The sequence below is a fragment of the Variovorax sp. RO1 genome, assembly GCF_002849325.1.
Lineage (GTDB): Bacteria > Pseudomonadota > Gammaproteobacteria > Burkholderiales > Burkholderiaceae_C > Variovorax.
The window spans coordinates 62101-79541 of the sequence record NZ_PKMT01000003.1 but is presented as its reverse complement, the minus strand read 5'-3'; the positions used below and the strand labels follow the sequence as shown (position 1 = coordinate 79541).

The following is a 17441-nucleotide window of genomic DNA, read 5'->3' as shown; positions in this document are numbered from 1 at the left end:
CAGGCTGCCTAGAGTGGCTGCAGGTCCTGCTGCGCGCGGTCCGCGCGACGGCACCGGACCGGAGACAACCTGCCCTCAGGAGAACACACCATGCGCACTTCGTTCCATCTTCTTGCCGTTGCTTCCTTCGCCGCATTCGCGGCCCTGGGCACGGTCAATGCATCCGCCGAAACCACCGACGGTTCGGACTTCCATCCGCTGCAGATGAATTCGCCGGAGAACCCGGAGGTGCAGGCCGGCGCGATGGCGGCGGCACGTCCGAGCGGCACGGAGCCCATTGGCCAGTCGACGTCGGCGCCGGCGATCAATGGGTTGACGCCGGTGTCCGACATCGAGGCGGGCGCCTATGCGGCGTCGCACCCGACGGGCACCGAGCCCATCGGGCAATCGACTTCACTGCCGATGGTGAAGTCGGGCAGCGGAAGCTGATCCAGCCTCCGCTGCGGAAAGCTCAGCTCAGCTCAGTCGTCGTTGCTGCTGAGCAGTGCGCGGTAGATCACCGCGCCGATGATCGCGCCCACGATCGGGGCGACCCAGAACAGCCACAGCTCCGACATCGCATACGACGGGCCGAACAGCGCCGGGCCGGTGCTGCGCGCCGGGTTCACCGAGGTGTTGGTCACGGGGATCGAAACCAGGTGGATCAGCGTCAGGCACAGGCCGATGGCCATGCCCGCGAAGCCGGCTGCCGCGCGCTTGGCGGTGGCACCCAGGATCACGATCAGGAACACGGCGGTCATCACCACTTCGCTGATCAGCGCGGCCGTCATGCTGTACTTGCCGGGCGAGTGCTCGCCGTAGCCGTTGGTGGCAAAGCCGCCGATGTCCGCGCCCGGCTTGCCGGTGGCAATCAGGTACAGCACGCCGGCCGCCGCGATGGCGCCCAGCACCTGCGACACGATGTAGCCCGGCAGCTGCCCGGCCTTGAAGCGGCCTGCGGCTGCAAGGCCGATCGACACGGCCGGGTTGAAGTGGCCGCCCGAGATCGGACCGAGCGCATAGGCGCCGGTGACCACCGTGAGGCCGAAGGCCAGCGAGACACCGAGCAGGCCGATGCCAACGCCCGGAAAGGCCGCTGCCAGAACTGCGCTTCCGCAGCCTCCGAGCGTGAGCCAGAAAGTACCAATGAATTCTGCAGACCACTTTTTGTAGGTACTGTGTTCCATAACGCTCCATCCTGAAGTTGAGAAAGCACGCACGGCGGGAGCCGAACGCGGGCCGCATTCTAGGAACGGGAATTGGAGGCGTCGAGCAAACGGGCGCGCTGAACGGCAACTGTTCACGATTGCTGTGGATTTGTGCCCTGCAGCATTTGCACATGGGCGGCGCGACGGCGTGCAGCGTCACATCGTGATGACGACCTTGCCGAACGCGCCGCGTTCCAGATGGTCGAGCGCGGCGGGCAGTGCGTTGAACTCGTAGCGCGCCGCAATCACCGGCTTCAGCGCGTTGGCATCGACCGCGCGCACGAGCTCTTCGAGCGCACGACGGTGGCCGACGCCGATGCCTTGCACCGTCACGCGGCCGAGCACCATCGCGTAGAACGATGCGCTCAGCGTGTCGCCGCCGAGCATGCCGATGATCGACACGCGCCCGCCCTGCTTCACGGCCTGCAGCGAGCGGTCGAGGTCGGGGCCGCTCGACAGTTCGAGCACGTGGTCGACGCCGCGACCATGCGTGAGCCGGCGCACCTCGGCGGGCCAGTCGCTGTCGCGCGCCAGCACGTGCGTGGCGCCGAGCGCGCGCGCGGCGGCCTGCTTGTCGGCGCTGCCCGTCACCACGATGGCCTGCGCGCCGTGCAGCCGCGCGAGCTGCAGCCCGAACAGCGCGACCCCGCCGGTGCCGTGGACCAGCACCGTCTCGCCCGCGCGCAGGGCGCCGGTCTCCACCAGCGCGAACCACGCCGTGAGGCCGGCGCACGGCAGCGTGCTGGCTTCTTCAAGGCTCAGCGTGGCGGGCGCGGCCACGGCCCAGTTCGCATCGATGCACACATGCGAGGCCAGCATGCCCGGCCCGGGGCCGCCGAGCAGCGTGGTGTCGGCGTGCCAGTGGCTGTCGATCCAGCCGCCCCAGAAGGTGTTGATCACGCGGTCGCCCACGGCAAAGCGATGCACGCCCGGGCCCACGGCCACCACGGTGCCCGCCATGTCCGAGCCGGGCGTGAAGGGCAGGTCGAGCGCCATGCCCATGCCGTCGCGCACCATGAGCAGGTCGCGGTAGTTGAGCGCCACCGCGCCCACGCGCACGAGGATCTGGCCCGCGCCGGGCGAGGGCATCGGCGCGTCGGCCTGTTCGAGGTGGGCGCGGCCCAGTCGGGGAAGCTGCCAGCGGCGCAGCACGTCGGGTTCTTGCATCGGAAAGGCTCCATCGGAAAAGATCGACCTCGATGCTATTGACGATGAAAACGATCCGGTGGTGGATAATTTTCCGAAGAATGGTGCTTAAAAGTCTCCAATGAGCCAACGCCTGCAAGGCATTGAAGAGTTCGTCGCGGCGGTGGAGGCGGGCAGCTTTGCGCTCGCGGCGCAGCGCCTGCACGTCACCCGTTCGGCCGTCGCCAAGAGCATCGCGCGGCTCGAGGCGCGGCTGGACACGCGCCTGTTCCTGCGCACCACGCGCAGCCAGAGCCTCACCGAGGAGGGGCACGGCTACTACGAGCGCTGCCGCCGCGCACTGGCCGAGCTGGACGCGGCCGAGGCGCTCACCGACGCCGCGCGCCACACGGCCGCCGGCCTCGTGCGCCTGAGCATGCCGGCGATGCTGGGGCGGCTCAAGGTCGGGCCGCTGCTGCTGGCCCTGGCGCGCCAGCATCCGCAGCTGTCGCTGGAGCTGGCCTTCAACGACCGGCGCGTCGACCTCGTGGAAGAGGGGCTCGACCTGGCCATCCGCAGCGGCGAACTCGACGACAGCGCCGGCCTCGTGGCGCGGCCGGTCGGCGTGCAGTGGATGCTGCTGTGCGCCGCGCCCGCGTACCTGGCCGAGCGCGGCCATCCGCGCGACCTTGCGGCGCTGGTCGCGCCACACGAGGCCGTGTACTACGCCCGCGACGGGCAGGTCTCGCCCTGGCGCTTTCGCGAGGGCGACGCGGTGGTGGAGGCCGCGCTGCCGTCGCGCCTGCGCTGCGACAGCGCCGAGGTGCTGCTGGAGGCCGCCATCGGCGGCATGGGCCTGGCGCGGCTGCCGGCCTGGCTGGCGGCCGACGCGCTCGCGGCCGGCACGCTGGTGCGCGTGTTCGACGAGCCGGTGCCGTTTGGCTTTCCGCTGCACGTGATCCGCACGCCGAGCCGCTACCTGCCGCTGAAGACGCGCGTGGTGATCGACTGGCTGGTGGAACACCTGCCGCCGCTGCTGGCGACACGCTGAGCCCATCCATGCAGACGGGCGCTATCCTGCGCTTTCGAACAACGAGGAGACCTGCGCATGCCTTCATCATTCGCCCCGCGACACACCATGAGTGCCCTGACCACCGCCTGCCTGGGCGCGGTGCTCCTGCTCGGGGCGCCGCTGGCCGCCGCGCAGGGCACCGTCAACGCGCTGTGCAGCACCGACGTGGGCTGGTGCGAGGCGGCCGCCACGGCCTTCACGCGCGAGACCGGCATCAAGGTGCAGCAAGCCCACAAGGGCACCGGCGAAATCGGTGCGCAGCTGCGCGCCGAAGCCGCCAACCCCAAGACCGACCTCTGGTGGGGCGGCACCGGCGACCCCTTTTTGCAGGCCGCCGAGCAGGGCCTGCTCGAGCCCTACCGCCCGGCCTACATCAACGACCTGCACGACTGGTCGGTGCGCCAGTACGCCATGTCGCAGAACATGGTGGGCGGCTTCTACACCAGCGCCATGGGCTTCGGCTTCAACACCGACCTGCTGAAGAAAAAGAAGCTCGCCGAGCCCAAGTGCTGGGCCGACCTCATCAAGCCCGAGTACAAGGGCGAGATCGAAATTTCGCACCCCGCCACCAGCGGCACGGCCTACACCGTCATCGCGGGCCTGGTGCAGCAGATGGGCGAGGAGCCCGCGTTCGACTACCTGAAGAAGCTGCACAAGAACGTCACCAGCTACACGCGCAGCGGCCAGGCGCAGGCGCCCAACGTGGCCAAGGGCGAGGTGGCGATCGGCGTGAGTTTCATCTTCGGCTTCGAGCGCTGGCGGCACGACAAATTTCCGGTGAAGACCGCCGCGCCCTGCGAAGGCACGGGCTTCGAGATCGGCGGCATCGCGCTCGTGAAGGGCGCGCGCAACAAGGAGAACGCCAAGCGCTACTACGACTGGCTCATGAGCCCCGCGGGCCAGTCCATCGGCGCCAAGGCCGGCAGCCTGCAGTCGCCGGCCAACAAGACCTTCAAGCCCGACGCGCGCATTCCTTCGATGGACGGCGTGAGGCTCATCAAGTACGACTTCGAGAAGTACGGCAAAGTGGCCGAGCGCAAGCGGCTCATCGACCGCTGGACGCGTGAAGTGGAGTCGCAACCTCGCTGAAAGCGCGGCGTGCAACCGACAGCCGTGTGACAAAGTTCGCCCGGCCTTGCACTCGTTGTTTTTTGGCGCGACAACCCCAGTTCATAAAGTTGGCAAGGCCGCTGCCCATCGCGGGCGGCTCGCCTTAGAATTTTTTGGCTTCGATCTCTTTCTTTCCCATGGCTGATTCCTCCAATACCAAACTCCCGTTCCAGGCTGAAGTCGCGCAACTGCTGCACCTCGTCACGCATGCGCTGTACTCCAACAAGGAAATCTTCCTGCGCGAGCTGATCTCGAACGCGTCCGACGCGTGCGACAAGCTGCGCTTCGAGGCGCTCGACCATCCCGAGCTCTACGAAGACCAGCCCGAGCTCGACGTGCGCCTGACGTTCGACAAGGCCGCGCGCACCCTCACCATCACCGACAAGGGCATCGGCCTGTCGCGCCAGGAAGCCATCGACAACCTCGGCACCATCGCCAAGAGTGGTACCAAAGACTTCATGAGCCGCCTGAGCGGCGACCAGAAGGCCGACGCACAGCTCATCGGCCAGTTCGGCGTGGGTTTCTATTCGGGCTTCATCGTGGCCGACAAGATCAGCGTCGAGTCGCGCCGCGCGGGCCTGCCCGCCGACCAGGGCGTGCGCTGGGTGAGCGGCGGCGCCGGCGACTTCGAGGTGGCCGACATCACGCGCGCCGAACGCGGCACGCGCATCACGCTGCACCTGCGCGACGATGCCGACGAGTACCTCAACGCCTGGAAGCTCAAGCAGATCGTCGGCAAATACTCCGACCACATCTCCCTGCCCATCCTGATGGAAAAGGAAGAGTGGAAAGAAGGCGAGAACGACCAGCCCGGCGACATGGTGAAAACCGGCGAGTGGGAAACGGTGAACAAGGCCAACGCCCTGTGGAGCCGTCCCAAGAAGGACATCACGCCCGAGCAGTACGAAGAGTTCTACAAGAGCATCAGCCACGACTTCGAGGCGCCGCTGGCCTGGAGCCACAACCGCGTCGAAGGCAGCACCGAGTACACGCAGCTGCTGTACATCCCGGCCAAGGCCCCGTTCGACCTGTGGAACCGCGACAAGAGCGCGGGCGTCAAGCTGTACGTCAAGCGCGTCTTCATCATGGACGATGCCGAGGCGCTGCTGCCCAACTACCTGCGCTTCGTGAAGGGCGTGATCGACTCGGCCGACCTGCCGCTCAACGTGAGCCGCGAGCTGCTGCAGGAAAGCCGCGACGTGAAGGCCATCCGCGAAGGCAGCACCAAGCGCGTGCTGTCGATGCTCGAAGACCTGGCCAGGAAGCAGAAGACCGCACCCGACAGCGGCGAAGGCAAGATCGACGTGGGCTCGGGCGAATCGGTGCCGGCTCCCGAGCCGACCGAAGGCCTGAACGATGTCAGCGACGTGGTCGACAAGAACACCACCCCCGCCGCCGAAGCCGCCGCCGAGTACGCCGACGAATCGGGCAAGTTCGCCAAGTTCTACGCCGAGTTTGGCGCGGTGCTGAAAGAAGGCCTGGGCGAGGACATGGGCAACCGCGACCGCATCGCCAAGCTGCTGCGCTTTGCCTCCACCACGAGCGACGTCGCGAGCGTGAGCTTCGCCGACTACAAGGCGCGCATGAAGGACGGCCAGGACGCCATCTACTACATCACGGCCGACAACCTCGCCGCCGCCAAGAACAGCCCGCAGCTCGAAGTCTTCAAGAAGAAGGGCATCGAGGTGCTGCTCATGACCGACCGTGTCGACGAGTGGGCGCTGAACTACCTGAGCGAGTTCGACGGCACGCCGCTGCAAAGCGTGGCCAAGGGCGCGGTCGACCTGGGCAAGCTGCAGGACGAGTCCGAGAAGAAGGCCGCCGAGGAAGCCGCCGAGTCGTTCAAGCCGTTGCTCGAGAAGCTGAAAGAGGCGCTCAAGGACAAGGCCGAAGACGTGCGCGTGACCACGCGCCTGGTCGACTCGCCCGCCTGCCTCGTGGTGGAAGACGGCGGCATGAGCACGCAGCTCGCGCGCATGCTCAAGCAGGCCGGCCAGCCCGCGCCCGACCTCAAGCCCGTGCTCGAAGTCAACGCCGAGCACCCGCTGGTGAAGAAGCTCGAAGGCTCCGCGCATTTCGACGACCTCGCGAACATCCTGTTCGACCAGGCGCTGCTCGCCGAAGGCGGCCTGCCGGCCGACCCTGCCGCTTACGTGAGGCGCGTCAACGCGCTGCTGGTGTGAACGCCCGGCCGCGCATCGTTCGTCGCGCAGCGGCTGCCACTTCGGCGCTGCTGTTGTTGCTTCTGGTGGGCGGCTGTTCGCACTATCACATCGGCATTCCGCTGGTGCCCGGGCTCTCGCTCGGGCTCGGTGCCACGAAGGACGGCAATTTTTCCGTCGGCCTGAACACCGGCTGGGGCCCGCTCGGCGCGGGCGTGGCGTTGCATGACAACGGCGCCGTGACCGGCTCGGCCAGCGTCGGTGTGGGGGTCGGCGTCGGGCCGATCGGCACCGGCGTGGGCGTCGGCAAGAGCGTGGTGCTGCACAACCCGTACGAGACGGCGCCGGCACCCGGGCAGGCGACGCCTGCCGTGGTGGTGCCTGCTTCGGCAACGGCCACCGCGCCTGTCAGCGTCACCAAGGCCGGCGTCACGCGGCCCATGTCGCCGTCGCCACCGATCGCCGCCGCACCCGTGCCGGCGGCACGCGTGTCCTACCGCGCCCCCGCTGCGAAAACAGCGGTCGTGGCCGGCGAAGCAGGCACGCCCGGCAATCCCATCGCGCCCTGATGGTCGCGCCCCTCCCACCCCTGACCGCGCCGCGGCCCGGCGCGAGGCTGCCCTTTCCATGAGTCTCAGTACCGAAGCCGTCCTTGCGCTTGCGCCGGACGACGCCTCCGCGAAGGCCGCCAAAGGCCTGCTCGCGCCCGCCAAGTGGCCCACGCTCGCACATTCCGACGACGCTGTCTGGGGCGAATGCCAGGGCAGCGGCAGCAAGCCCTACCAGACGCAGGTCGACCTGTCGGGGCCGGTGTTCCGCTGCTCCTGCCCGAGCCGCAAATTCCCCTGCAAGCACGGCCTGGCGCTGATGCTGCTGCGCGCGCAGAGCGAAGCCAGCTTCACCGCCGGCGCGCCGCCGCCGTGGGTGGCCGACTGGCTGGCCTCGCGCCGCGACAAGGCCGAGAAGAAAGAAGCCCGCGCCGCCGAACCGGCCGCCGCCCCTGATCCTGCGGCAGCCGCCAAGCGCGACGCGCAGCGCTGGAAGCGCATCGAGGCCGGTGTGCAGGAGCTCGCGCGCTGGCTCGACGACCAGACCCAGCGTGGCCTGGCCGCGCTCGGCAGCGAGCAGGCCGAGGGCTGGACCGCCATGGCCGCGCGCATGGTCGACGCGCAGGCGCCGGGGCTCGGCCAGCGCATCACGCAGGCGGCCGAGCTGATCGGCGCCGGCGACGGCTGGCCCGCGCGGCTGCTCGACCGGCTGGGCCGGCTGCAACTGATCGTCGATGCGGTGCCGCGCCGCGACAGCCTGTCGCCCGCCACGCGCGCCGACCTGCGCGCCGCCCTCGGCTGGCCGCAGGACCGCGAGGCGCTGCTGGCCGACGGCGAGCGCGTGAACGACCACTGGCTCGTGCTGGGCCAGTGCCTCGACGAGCGCGACACCAAGCTCGTCGAGCGCCATGTGTGGCTGCAGGGCCGGGCGAGCGGACGCCGCGCGCTGCTGCTCGACTACTCGCACGGCGGGCGCGGCTTCGAGACCGGCTGGGTCAGCGGCAGCGAACGCGCGGCCGTGCTGTGTTTCTATCCCGGCCACGCCTCGCAGCGCGCGGTGGTGGCCGAACTGCCGGCCGAGGCCGTGTCGACCGCAGCACCTTTTGCAGCCAATGACGAAGCCGGTGAATGGCAACGCATGGCGCAGCAGATCGCGGCCAACCCGTGGCAGCCGCTGCTGCCCCTGGTGTGGGCCGACGCCGTGCCCGCGCGGCATGGCGACCAGTGGTGGCTGCGCCTGGGCGCTGCGTCGCAAGCGCTGCCGATGCAACTGGCCGCGGCCGAAGCCTGGCAACTGCTGGCGCATTCGGGCGGCGCGCCGCTGCGCGTCTTCGGCGAATGGGACGGCGAGCAGTTCGCGCCACTCACCGCGTGGGCGGCTGAGGGTGGAACACCCGTCTGGACCTTGAGTGGAGCCCGTACATGAGCCACTGGAACACTTTGCTGCAGACCGCACTCGTCGGCACCGCACGCCAACCCGTGCCCGCCGCCGACGGCATGGCCGGCGATTTCGGCGCGTTGCTTCAGGCGCTGCAACAACCCGCTGACACCGCGCAAGGCGTGCTGCTGCGCGTCGCGGGCGCCGTGGCCGTGGGCCGCCGCGCGGGTTTTGTCGCGCCGGGCCTGCCGGCCGACGACGCACCGCCTGCCGCGAACGATCCCTCTCCCGCGCTCGGCGACCCCGCCTTGCTCGCCGTGATCGCCGACGCGCTCGCCAGTGGCCCGCAGCGCCTGCAGCACGAGGTGCTGGCCGTGCTCTCGACCGCTGGCTGGCGCCTGCCGCCCAGCCTGCTGCCCGCCGCGCTCGATGCCGGCCGCCGCGACACCGCGCTGCGTCCCGCCGTCGTCCTCGCGCTCGGCGAGCGCGGTCGCTGGCTGGCCGCGCGCAACGACGACTGGCGCTACGCCGTCGGCGCCAGCGCGCAGGCCGACACGCAGACCCGCTGGGACGAAGGCAGCATCGATCAGCGCCGCGCCGTGCTGGCCGAGCAACGCCGCGACGACCCGGCCGGCGCGCGCGAACGCCTCGCCGCCGAACTGCCGCAACTGCCCGCCAAAGAGCGCGCCGTGCTGATCGGCGCGCTGGCAGAGAACCTCGGCCCCGACGACGAAGCGCTGCTCGAAGCCCAACTGAAAGACCGCGCGCGTGACGTGCGCCAGACCGTGGTCGAGCTGCTGCAGCGCCTGCCGGCCAGCGCGCACGTGCGGCGCGTCGAGGCCTTTCTCGCACCGTTGCTCTCATCGCAAGGCGCGGCGTGGCAACTGAACGCCCCCGAAGCCGCCGACCCGCGCTGGAAAGACGACGCCATCGACGCCGCGCGCCCCACGCACGACAGCCTCGGCGAGCGCGCGTGGTGGCTCTACCAGCTCGTGCGCCAGATGCCGCTCGCGTGGTGGACCGCGCGCACCGGCCTGACGCCCGCTGCCTTGCTCGACTGGGCCGCAACCGGCGACTGGCACGACGCGCTGCTGCGCGGCTGGAACGAGGCCGTGCTGGCCGCGCCCGATTTCGACTGGTGCGATGCGCTGCTCGACCGCCCGCGCGGCCACCGCGGCGGCGTGGGCCCGCTGTTGGCGCTGCTGCCGCGCGAACGCCGCGAGCGCCACTGGGCGACGCAACTCGGCGATGCCGGGCAGGGCGTGCAGGACGTCGTCGCGTTTGCCGACCAGGCCTGCGTACCCGGCGACACGCCGTCGGCCGCGCTGTCGCTGCGCATCGCACAGGCGCTGCGCACGCGCGTCGAGCGTGGCGACCTCGTCAACGACTACGTGCTGCGCCAGGTGCTTGGCACCGCCGCCGCGCTGCTGCACCTCGATGCGCTGCCGCTGCTGGCCGACCTGCCGCGCGCGGCCGAGGAAAGCCCCGGCCTCGCCCACGCACTGGCCGACACCGCGCGCATCGTGCGTGCGCGCCGGCTGGTCGCGACTCTTCCTTCTTCTTCTTCTTCCTCACTTTCAACCTCTTCCCAAGGCCGTCCATGAGCAATGTCCTGCGCCAGCATGCCGAACAGCAATTCGCCGAAGAACTCGATGCGCTCCAGAAGGTCGACGACCGCCAGCGCCCGGCCAACTGGAAGCTCTCGCCCTGGGCCGTGCTCACTTACCTGATGGGCGGCAAGCTGGCCAACGGCTTCGATGTCAGCCCCAAGTACATCGGCAATTCGCGCCTGATGGAAATCGCCGTGTCCACGCTCGCCACCGACCGCGCGCTGCTGCTGTACGGCGTGCCGGGCACGGCCAAGTCGTGGGTGTCGGAGCACCTGGCCGCCGCCGTGAGCGGCGACTCGACCATGCTGATCCAGGGCACCGCCGGCACCAGCGAAGAGCAGCTGCGCTACGGCTGGAACTACGCCGAGCTGCTGGCCCACGGCCCGTCCGAAAAGGCGCTGGTGCCGAGCCCGCTGGTGAACGCCATGCGCCTGGGCAAGATCGCGCGCGTCGAAGAACTCACGCGCATCCCGGCCGACGTGCAAGACTCGCTGATCACCGTGCTGTCGGAAAAGACGCTGCCCGTGCCCGAGCTCGGCACCGAGGTGCAGGCCACGCGCGGCTTCTCGGTCATTGCCACCGCCAACAACCGCGACAAGGGCGTGAACGAACTGTCGAGCGCGCTCAAGCGCCGCTTCAACACCGTGGTGCTGCCCGTGCCGTCGAGCGAGGCCGAAGAAGTGCAGATCGTCGTCAAGCGCGTGTCCGAGCTGGGCCGCGCGCTCGCGCTGCCGGCCGAGCCGCCCGCGCTGCAGGAAGTGCGCCGCGTGGTGCAGATCTTCCGCGAGCTGCGCAACGGCCAGACCGAAGACGGCAAGACGCGCATCAAGTCGCCCACCTCCACGCTCTCGACCGCCGAGGCCATCTCGGTCATCAACAGCGGCATGGCGCTGGCCGGCCACTTCGGCGACGGCGTGCTGCGCTCGGCCGACGTGGCCTCGGGCCTGATCGGCGCCGTCATCAAGGACCCGGTGCAGGACCAGGTGGTGTGGAAGGAATACCTGGAGACCGTGGTGAAGGAACGGGCCGACTGGAAGGACCTGTACCGCGCCTGCCGCGAACAACTCTGACGCGAGCCAGCGCATGAGCACGAGCGCGGCGCCTTCGCCGCTGCACTACTTCGGCATCCGCCACCACGGCCCCGGCTGTGCGCGCAGCCTGCTGCGCGCCTTCGAGTCGCTGCAGCCCGACTGCATCCTCGTCGAGGGCCCGCCCGAGGCCGAGCCGCTGCTGTCCTTTCTCGCGCATGCCGACCTGCAACCGCCGGTCGCGGTGCTGATCCATGCGAGCGAAGACACCGGCCTGGCCGCGTTCTATCCCTTCGCCACCTTCTCGCCCGAATGGCAGGCGCTGCAATGGGGCGCCGCGCGCGGCGTGCCCACGCGCTTCATCGACCTGCCGCAGGCGCACCGCATGGCGATCGAGCAGGCCGCGCGCACAGCCGACGAGGCCAAGGCAGAAGCAACGGAAGAAACACCACTCGGCGATGACGAGACCGACACGGTGCCCGTCGCCGAAACGCTCGAAGCACCCGAGGAAGAACTGGCCGCAAACACGCTGCCCGACGACCCCTTCGACTGGCTCGCCCATGCCGCCGGCTATGCCGACGGTGAGAGCTGGTGGAACCACATGGTCGAGGAACGCGGTGACGGCGAAGACCTGTTCGGCGCCATCGCTGAAGCCATGACCGCCGTGCGCGCCGAAACGCCCGAAGACCGGCGCGGCGTGCGCGCGATGGAGCGCGAGCAGCGGCGCGAAGCCTTCATGCGGCAATCGATCCGCGAGGCCATCAAGGCCGGCCACCAGCGCATCGCCGTCGTCTGCGGTGCGTGGCACGTGCCCGCGCTGCAGGGCGCGGCCACCGCCAAGGCCGATGCCGCGCTGCTCAAGGGCTTGCCCAAACTCAAGGTGCTCGCGACCTGGGTGCCGTGGACCTATCGGCATCTCACGAGCGCCAGCGGCTACGGCGCCGGCATCGACTCGCCGGGCTGGTACGAGCACCTGTGGCAGCAGGGGCACGAGGTGGCGGGGCGCAGCACCGGCTGGCTCGCACGTGTCGCGCGCTTGCTGCGCGAACACGACCTCGACTGCTCCTCCGCCCACCTCATCGAGGCCACGCGCCTGGCCGACACGCTGGCCGCGCTACGCGAGCGCCCCGCGCCCGGCCTGCCCGAGCTCGACGAGGCCGTGCGCAGCGTGATCTGCATGGGCGAGCAGGCGCCGCTCACGCTCATCCGCGAGCGCCTCACGGTCGGCGACCGCATGGGCCAGGTGCCGGCCGACGTGCCCACCGTGCCGCTGCAGCGCGACCTCGAGCAGGCGCAGAAAAGCCTGCGCCTCAAGCCCGAGGCCACCGCGAAGACGCTCGACCTCGACCTGCGCCAACCCAACGACCTCGCGCGCAGCCACCTGCTGCACCGCCTGCGCCTGCTCGACCTGCCGTGGGGCGAGGTCACCGCCGGCCAGCGCGCGAGCCGCGGCACCTTCCACGAGGTGTGGCAGCTGCAGTGGCAGCCCGAGTTCGCGCTGCGCGTCATCGAGGCCAGCCGCTTCGGCGCCACCGTGGCGCACGCCGCCAGCGCGCGCGTGATGGAAGGGCTCGCAGCCGAGACTTCGCTCACCGTGCTGGCCGAACAGGTCGACACCGTGCTGCTGGCCGACCTGCCCGTGGCCGTGCAGGCGGTGACCCGCGCGCTCGAAGACCGCGCTGCGCTCACCGGCGACGCCGTGCAGCTCATCGGCGCCGTGCCGCCGCTGGCCAACGTGTTCCGCTACGGCAGCGTGCGCCAGACCGACAGTGCGCTGCTCTCGCACGTGCTCGACAGCCTCATCGTGCGCGGCGCCATCGGCCTGCCGATTGCGTGCGGCGCGCTCGACGCCGAAGCCGCCGAGTCGCTGCGCATCCGCCTCATCGGCGCGCACGACGCGGTGCGTCTGCGCGACGGCGAAGAAACGACCACCGCCTGGCGCAACGCCCTGCGTGCCATCGCCTTCGGCGAAACCGGCGCGCCGCTGCTGCGCGGCGTGAGCTGCCGGCTGCTGCTCGACGATGCGCAGATCGACAGTGACGGCGCTTCGCAGCAACTGGCGCGCAACCTTTCGGCCGGCGCGCCGCCGACCGATGCGGCGGCGTGGCTCGAAGGCTTTCTCAACCGCAACGCGATGGTGCTGCTGCACGACGATGCCGTGTGGTCGCTGGTCGACGGCTGGCTCGCGGGGCTCGGCGAAGCGCACTTCGTGCAGGTGTTGCCGCTGGTGCGGCGCAGCTTCGCGGACTTCTCGGGCGCCGACCGGCGCGCGCTCGGCGAGCGTGCGAAACGCGGCGCCGTCGGGGGCACCTTGCCGTCCGCCGTGGCCGCCACCGACTGGGACGAATCACGCGCGGTGCTCGCGCTGCCGCTGCTGCGGGAACTGCTGGGAGTGAAGGCATGAGCGCGAATCCAACCCCCATCGACGACGAAGAACAAACCCTGCCGCCCACCGACCGCCTGCAACGCTGGCGCCTCGTGCTCGGCAGCGAAGCGAACGCGAGCTGCGGTGCCATCGAAGGCCGCGTGCGCGAGATCGACCAGGCGCTGGCCGCGCTCTACGAAGCCGACGGCCGGCGCGGCCTCGGCCAGGGCGGGCAGCGCGGCGGCCGGGGCGATTCGGCGCCCAGCGTGGCACGCTGGCTCGGCGACATCCGCAAGTACTTTCCGAGCCAGGTGGTGCAAGTGATGCAGCGCGACGCGATGGAGCGGCTCAATCTGCGCCAGATGCTGCTGCAGCCCGAGATGCTCGAGAACGCGCAGCCCGACGTGCACCTGGTGGCCAACCTCGTGGCGTTGGCGAGTGTGATCCCGGCCGGCACCAAGGACACGGCGCGCGCCGTGGTGCGCAAGGTGGTCGACGAGCTCATGAAGAAGCTCGAGGAGCCGATGCGCAGCGCCGTCAGCGGCGCGCTCAACCGCAGCCAGCGCAACCGCCGCCCGCGCCATTCGGAGATCGACTGGCACCGCACCATCCGCGCCAACCTGCGCCACTGGCAACCCGAGTACCGCACCGTGGTGCCGCAGACGCTGATCGGCTACGGCCGCAAGGCGCGCCAGCCGCAGCGCGAAGTGATCCTGTGCATCGACCAGAGCGGCTCCATGGCCGCGTCGGTCGTCTATTCGAGCATCTTCGGCGCGGTGATGGCGAGCCTGCCGGCGGTGTCGACCAAGCTGGTGGTGTTCGACACCGCCGTGGTCGACATGACCGAGCAGTTGCAAGACCCGGTCGACCTGCTGTTCGGCGTGCAGCTCGGTGGCGGCACCGACATCAACGGCGCCGTGGGCTACTGCCAGACGCTGGTGCGCGAGCCGCGCAACACCATCCTGATTTTGATCTCCGACCTGTACGAAGGCGGCGTGGAAGACGGCCTGCTGCGCCGCGCTCACCAGCTGGTGGAAGCCGGCGTGCAGTTCATCGCGCTGCTGGCGCTCAGCGACGAGGGCGCGCCCTCGTACGACCGCGACCTGGCCGCCAAGCTCGCGGCGCTGGGCGTGCCGTCGTTCGCCTGCACGCCCGATGCGTTCCCCGGCCTCATGGCCGCGGCCATCAAGCGCGAGGACGTGTCGACCTGGGCCGCGGGGCAGGGCCTGAAGACCAGCCGCGCGGCCTGACGACACGCGCGGGGACGACGCCGGCGCTCAGCGCGCCGCGTCGTCGTCGCTCGGAAGGAACGCGTCGCCCGGCGTCAGCGGCGCATGGCGATAGCTCGCCGGGGTGCGGCTCAGCTTCACCGGCGCGCCGATGCCGCGGTAGCCGCCTTCCATCTCCACCACCATCTCGCGGTGCAGCGTGTGCGGATGCTGCAGCGCATCGGCCACTGGCAGCACGGGCGCGGCGGGCACGCCGGCGGCCATCAGCTGATCGACCAGCGTGCGGCCGTCGAAGGCGGCGAGCGCGGCTTCGAGCTGCTGCTTGAGGCCGTCGCGGTTCACAGAGCGCGCGCCGGCAGTGCGGTACAGCGGGTCGTCGGACAGCGCAGGCAGGCCGATGCAGCGGCAGAAGCTTGCGAACTGGCGGTCGTTGCCCACGGCCACGAAGATCGGGTCGGTGCCCGTGGCCAGTGCATCGTAGGGATAGATGTTGGGGTGCGCGTTGCCCGTGCGGCGCGGCGCCGTGCCGTCCATGAACCAGTTGGCCGCGTGCGGGTGCAGCAGCGAGAGGCCGCTGTCGTACAGCGCCGCTTCCACGAACTGGCCGCGTCCGCTGCGATGGCGTTCCTGCAGCGCGAGCAGCACGCCGATCACCGCGTTGAGCCCGGTCACCATGTCGACCACCGGCAGGCCCACGCGCAGCGGGCCGCCGTCGGCCTCGCCGTTGATGCTCATGATGCCGGTCATGGCCTGCACCGCGGCGTCGTAGCCCGGCAGCGCACCCAGCGGACCGTCGGCGCCGAAGCCCGACACGCGGCACCACACGAGACGCGGAAAGCGCTGCGACAGCGCCTCGTAGCCGATGCCCCAGCGCTCCATCGTGCCGGTCTTGAAGTTCTCGATCAGCACGTCGGCCTCGGCCACCAAGGCGAGCAATGCCTCGCGGCCTTCCTCGGTCGAGAAGTCCAGGTGCTGCACGCGCTTGTTGCGGTTCAGCCCGTGGTAGTACGAGGCCACGCCTTCCTTGAAGGGCGGGCCCCAGGTGCGCGTGTCGTCGCCTTGCGGCGGCTCGACCTTGAGCACGTCGGCGCCGTGGTCGCCGAGGATCTGGCCGCAGTACGGGCCGCCGAGGATGCGCGAGATGTCGAGCACGCGGATGCCCGCGAGGGCGCCGGTCGAAGTGGAGGCGGTGGTCATGGAGTGGACTCGGAAGAAGGGGAGGCGGTGCGCGGCACCAGCTTGAAGGTGCCGGTGGCCATGGCGAGCAGTTCGCCGTCGGCGTTGCGCGCTTCGCCGCGCGCGAAGCACATCGCGCGGCCGCGTCGCTCGCACACGGCGGTGGCGATCACGTCGCCGGCGCAGGGCGCGGTGTAGTGCACCGTGATGTCGATGGTGACCACGCCGAAGGCCGTGGGGGCGTGCGAGCGCACGGCGCTGGCGAGCGTGCAATCGAACAGCACGGCGATCGCGCCGCCGTGCACGTCGCCGCGGCTGTTGGCGTGGTCGGCGTTGTAGGGCATGCGCACGCGTGCACGCTCGTCGCCGATGGCCTCGCCGCGCAGCGCGAAGCTGCGCGCCATCGGCATGGGCAGGCCGAAGAGCAGGCCCGGTGGTTCGTTGACGAAAGCGGTGTCCGACATGGTGTGCGTGGGGTGGTCAGTCGAGCAGGCCGCGCTGGCGCAGGCGCGCCACGCGCTCCTTCTCGCGCGCGGTCGTGGCCAGCGCGTAGCGGCGGTATTGCTCGGGGTCCATCGCGTTGGCCTGCTGGTTCAGCTGCTCCAGCACGCGCAGGCCAGCGGGCGACGACAGCGCCTTGCGGAAGGCGTCGTGCACGGTCTTCACACGGGCCGGGTCCATGCCGGCCGGGCCGGCGATGCCGTAGGGCGAATCGATGACCGCGTCCACGCCCAGTTCGCGCAGCGTGGGCACCTGCGGGTAGCGCTTGACGCGTTGCGGCGTGAGCATCACGAGGTAGCGCATCTTGCCGGCCTCGATGTGCGGCACCGCCACGCCCGAGAGCGGCGCGGCGTCGATGTGACCGCCGAGGATGGCGTTGGTCACTTCGGCGTCGCCCTTGAAGGGCACCATGTTGAGCTGGATCTTCGCCATCTCGGCGGCCTCGTCCATCACGATGCGCGGCGTGCCGACCGCGCCGGTGGCGCCCACGTTGAGCTTGCCCGGGAGGCGCGCGGCGTCGGCCGCGAACTCCTGCCAGGTCTTCCACGGCGCGTCGGCCTTCACGGCGAGGCCGAAGGTGTAGTCGGACAGCATCACCACGTACGAGAAGCTGCGCGCCGGATCGAAGGCCACCTTGTTGATGAAGGGCTCGCGGTACACCGAGGCTGGCAGCACGGCCAGCGTGTAGCCGTCGGGCGCGGCGCGCACCAGCGCAGCGGCGCCGTTGGTGCCGCTCGCACCGGGGCGGTTGTCGAGCACCACGGGCTGGCCGAGGGCCTTGCCGGCCTCGTCGGCAACGGCGCGCAGGTGCTGGTCGGTGGGCCCGCCTGCGGCGTACGGAACGATCAGCGTGACGGGGCGTTGCGGATAGGTCTCTGCGGTGGCGGCGCCGGCGGTGGCCAGCAGCGCGGCCACGGCGATCGCGCGTGAAAGCAGTCTCATTTTTGGTG

Annotated in this window: 15 protein-coding genes; 10 read left to right on the top strand and 5 right to left on the bottom strand. The window is 70.3% G+C overall.

The window, feature by feature from the left end; genetic code table 11:
- Positions 1-90 precede the first annotated feature (90 nt).
- Positions 91-429: a hypothetical protein gene (locus tag CY658_RS17270; protein WP_101491396.1), complete on the top strand. Its 339-nt coding sequence runs from the start codon at positions 91-93 to the stop codon at positions 427-429.
- A 32-nt stretch (positions 430-461) separates the two neighbouring features.
- Here CY658_RS17270 and aqpZ read toward each other — a convergent pair whose 3' ends face one another.
- Both aqpZ and CY658_RS17260 read right to left on the bottom strand, forming a co-directional pair.
- The gene (gene aqpZ / locus CY658_RS17265; RefSeq protein ID WP_101491395.1) at positions 462-1166 is read right to left on the bottom strand and encodes an aquaporin Z; all 705 of its coding nucleotides are present in this window, start codon (positions 1164-1166) and stop codon (positions 462-464) included.
- A gap of 177 nt (positions 1167-1343) precedes the next feature.
- Entirely contained in the window at positions 1344-2354 is a 1011-nt protein-coding gene (locus tag CY658_RS17260) for a zinc-dependent alcohol dehydrogenase family protein (protein ID WP_101491394.1), read from the bottom strand.
- Positions 2355-2454: 100 nt separating this feature from the next.
- Between CY658_RS17260 and CY658_RS17255 the strand changes: the two genes are divergently transcribed.
- The 9 genes from CY658_RS17255 (at position 2455) to CY658_RS17215 (ending at position 14835) form a co-directional block, all read left to right on the top strand.
- Positions 2455-3363, top strand: coding sequence for a LysR substrate-binding domain-containing protein (locus tag CY658_RS17255; protein WP_101491393.1), 909 nt, complete (start codon positions 2455-2457; stop codon positions 3361-3363).
- A gap of 87 nt (positions 3364-3450) precedes the next feature.
- Positions 3451-4473 (top strand): ABC transporter substrate-binding protein, encoded by a 1023-nt coding sequence (locus CY658_RS17250; protein ID WP_101491392.1) that lies wholly within the window; start codon positions 3451-3453, stop codon positions 4471-4473.
- 158 nt (positions 4474-4631) lie between these two features.
- Positions 4632-6677 (top strand): molecular chaperone HtpG, encoded by a 2046-nt coding sequence (gene htpG / locus CY658_RS17245; RefSeq protein ID WP_101491893.1) that lies wholly within the window; start codon positions 4632-4634, stop codon positions 6675-6677.
- Positions 6674-7225, top strand: coding sequence for a hypothetical protein (locus CY658_RS17240; protein ID WP_101491391.1), 552 nt, complete (start codon positions 6674-6676; stop codon positions 7223-7225). Before htpG ends, CY658_RS17240 begins: the two co-directional genes overlap by 4 nt.
- Before the next feature lie 58 nt (positions 7226-7283).
- The gene (locus CY658_RS17235; RefSeq protein WP_101491390.1) at positions 7284-8630 is read left to right on the top strand and encodes an SWIM zinc finger family protein; all 1347 of its coding nucleotides are present in this window, start codon (positions 7284-7286) and stop codon (positions 8628-8630) included.
- Entirely contained in the window at positions 8627-10186 is a 1560-nt protein-coding gene (locus CY658_RS17230; protein ID WP_101491389.1) for a DUF5691 domain-containing protein, read from the top strand. The genes CY658_RS17235 and CY658_RS17230 overlap by 4 nt, the downstream gene beginning before the upstream one ends.
- Entirely contained in the window at positions 10183-11262 is a 1080-nt protein-coding gene (locus CY658_RS17225) for an AAA family ATPase (protein ID WP_101491388.1), read from the top strand. Before CY658_RS17230 ends, CY658_RS17225 begins: the two co-directional genes overlap by 4 nt.
- A gap of 13 nt (positions 11263-11275) precedes the next feature.
- Complete coding sequence (locus CY658_RS17220) at positions 11276-13624, top strand: DUF5682 family protein (RefSeq protein ID WP_101491387.1); 2349 nt, start codon at positions 11276-11278, stop codon at positions 13622-13624.
- Positions 13621-14835 carry a VWA domain-containing protein gene (locus tag CY658_RS17215; protein WP_101491386.1) on the top strand — a complete coding sequence of 405 codons (1215 nt, stop codon included), beginning with the start codon at positions 13621-13623 and terminating at the stop codon, positions 14833-14835. The genes CY658_RS17220 and CY658_RS17215 overlap by 4 nt, the downstream gene beginning before the upstream one ends.
- Positions 14836-14862: 27 nt before the next feature.
- Here CY658_RS17215 and CY658_RS17210 read toward each other — a convergent pair whose 3' ends face one another.
- The 3 genes from CY658_RS17210 to CY658_RS17200 are packed head-to-tail and all read right to left on the bottom strand — an operon-like array spanning position 14863 to position 17433.
- Positions 14863-16011, bottom strand: coding sequence for a CaiB/BaiF CoA transferase family protein (locus CY658_RS17210; protein ID WP_101491385.1), 1149 nt, complete (start codon positions 16009-16011; stop codon positions 14863-14865).
- Entirely contained in the window at positions 16008-16454 is a 447-nt protein-coding gene (locus tag CY658_RS17205; RefSeq protein ID WP_101491384.1) for a PaaI family thioesterase, read from the bottom strand. The genes CY658_RS17210 and CY658_RS17205 overlap by 4 nt, the downstream gene beginning before the upstream one ends.
- A gap of 16 nt (positions 16455-16470) precedes the next feature.
- On the bottom strand, positions 16471-17433 hold the full coding sequence (locus CY658_RS17200; protein WP_101491383.1) for a tripartite tricarboxylate transporter substrate binding protein: 963 nt from the start codon (positions 17431-17433) through the stop codon (positions 16471-16473).
- Positions 17434-17441 lie beyond the last annotated feature (8 nt).